This window comes from Bradyrhizobium sp. AS23.2, from assembly GCF_001908185.1.
Lineage (GTDB): Bacteria > Pseudomonadota > Alphaproteobacteria > Rhizobiales > Xanthobacteraceae > Bradyrhizobium.
The window spans coordinates 1-1,928 of sequence record NZ_LGHM01000299.1 but is presented as its reverse complement, the minus strand read 5'-3'; the positions used below and the strand labels follow the sequence as shown (position 1 = coordinate 1,928).

2 protein-coding genes are annotated in these 1,928 nt (G+C 61.2%); both read right to left on the bottom strand.

Features of this window, described 5'->3' with window-relative positions:
* Nucleotides 1-251: 251 nt before the first annotated feature.
* The gene (locus AC630_RS41535) at nt 252-602 is read right to left on the bottom strand and encodes a YunG family protein (RefSeq protein WP_074124195.1); all 351 of its coding nucleotides are present in this window, start codon (nt 600-602) and stop codon (nt 252-254) included.
* A 388-nt stretch (nt 603-990) separates the two neighbouring features.
* On the bottom strand, nt 991-1,928 hold a 938-nt coding region (locus tag AC630_RS41525), incomplete at its 5' end, for a reverse transcriptase domain-containing protein (protein ID WP_074124191.1).

Here is a 1,928-nt window from a genome sequence, read left to right as displayed (position 1 = left end):
CCACGACCTTCTTAACCCCCAAACTCGCAAGCGCGACCAACTTAAAGCACGAAATGAAGAATGTAATTCTCGCCGCGTTTCGATCTTTCGTGTTTCTACACAGCCAGAGTCACAATCGGAAGTCGGGATCGGCCCCAGCCCCGGTCCGCTCCTACCCTGAAAGCGGACTATCGCTCCGCGCTCGGTCGAGGTCAGCTAAGGACCCCCATAGCGGACTTCTAAAAGTCGCAGGGCAACGTCGGCTGCGGCTCCTAACCTGAACTGATGCGGTGCTTCTGAAAAGCGGCTCTGAGTTCAGCCAGTTGGTCGCTCGTTGCGCCCAGCTCGGCGTCGACCCGATCAGTCGGCAAGTCCACGTAGGCGATTGGCTGATCGAACTGGCTCGCCGTGAAGTCGTACCTCTTGCCTCCGATCCGATTGTAAAAATGGTCGCCGGCTGGCAGAGGCGTCTTCAGCAAATCGCCACCAAAGAGCTCATGAACGAGCAGTGACGTGACGTTGCATTGCCCTGCCGCTGGATTTTTCGCCGTCCATTGGCTCGCAGTCGACGACGACCATGCCGCGCAGAGCGCACTTTGAACCTCATCGGGATCGAAGCTCATCGTCATCTCCAAGGATCGTCCAAGGATCGGCGCCGCGGCAAAGATTTCGGATTATTCGATAATTGCTTTTTGCCACTGTTTTGCCCCACGAGTCAAACGGCTTGCGGATCGTCGCGAGTTTCGCGGACAGCGCTGCATTTCGCGCGCCTTTCGGCGGCTGCGCGGGTGATCGCGGCTTCCAGCCGAATTGGCCCGACCTGTCAAACTGTTGGCCGCGTTCACAGGGCGTCACCCCCTCGCCGCCCGCCTACTGTGCATGGGGTTGTTTTTCATATTTTTGCTTGGGCACCCGCTTGCGCCAATCGGCATAGGGGGCGACCTTGTGGGTCGCTCCCCTGCCACACCACCCGGCATGCGGGTCCGCACCGGGCGGTTCGAGAAGTTGAGGTCATGAGAGCCGGGGCAGTCCCAGTCGATCCGACCAGTTCAGGGTCAACACAGCATTGAGGAACATGCCGCTGTTACGCCACCAGCGACGGCTGTTGGCCGCCACCTGTCGCGCAACGTCAGGCTTGGCTCCCAGCGCCAGCAGTTCCCTGTACATGGTCGTACCGCGCTTCCACTGCTTGAGCTGGATGGCGCGCAGCCGATGACGCAGCCACTGGTCGAGCTCTCGCCAGACCTTCGGCGTTTGCGCCAGCCGGAAGTATGCCTTCCATCCCCGAACATAGGGCCGCAGACGATCCACCACGTCCTGCATACTGCGCCCGCCTGAGCGGCAGGTCAGTTGCCGGATGCACTGCTTGAACCTCATCAGCGGCTTGACGGCGACCTTGCGTTTGATCACGCCGCCCGGAGCTACCCAAAAGCCGTAGCCCAGGAACTTGCGACCGAACACGCTGGCCACTGCGCTCTTGGTCTCATTGACCGTCAGGCGCAGCTTGCCGTAGAGCCGCCGAAGCAGCGCCATCACCCGTTCACCCGCCCGGCGGCTGCGAACATAGACATTCGCATCATCGGCGTAGCGCACGAAGCAATGACCCCGGCGTTCCAGCGCCTTGTCCACTTCATCGAGCAGCACATTGGCCAGCAGCGGCGATAGCGGTCCGCCTTGCGGCGTCCCCATCGTGCGCTTCTGGACCACGCCGTCGTCCATAATCCCGCTGTTCAGATACGCCCGGATCAACCGGATCACCCCGGTGTCCCCGATCCGTTTCTGAAGGCGGTCGATGAGGATGTCATGGTCGACCCGGTCAAAGAACTTTTCCAGGTCCACGTCCACCACGATCCGGTGGCCCGATTGCACGTATGATTGCGCCGCAAGGACGGCATCATGCGCACCTCGGCCCGGCCGGAAGCCGTAGCTGTGCTCGCTGAAGGTCGGAT

What these genes read in the sequence shown, in the direction of transcription:
- AC630_RS41535 (WP_074124195.1), bottom strand. Translation starts at nt 602, where the DNA reads ATGAGCTTCGATCCCGATGAGGTTCAAAGTGCGCTCTGCGCGGCATGG.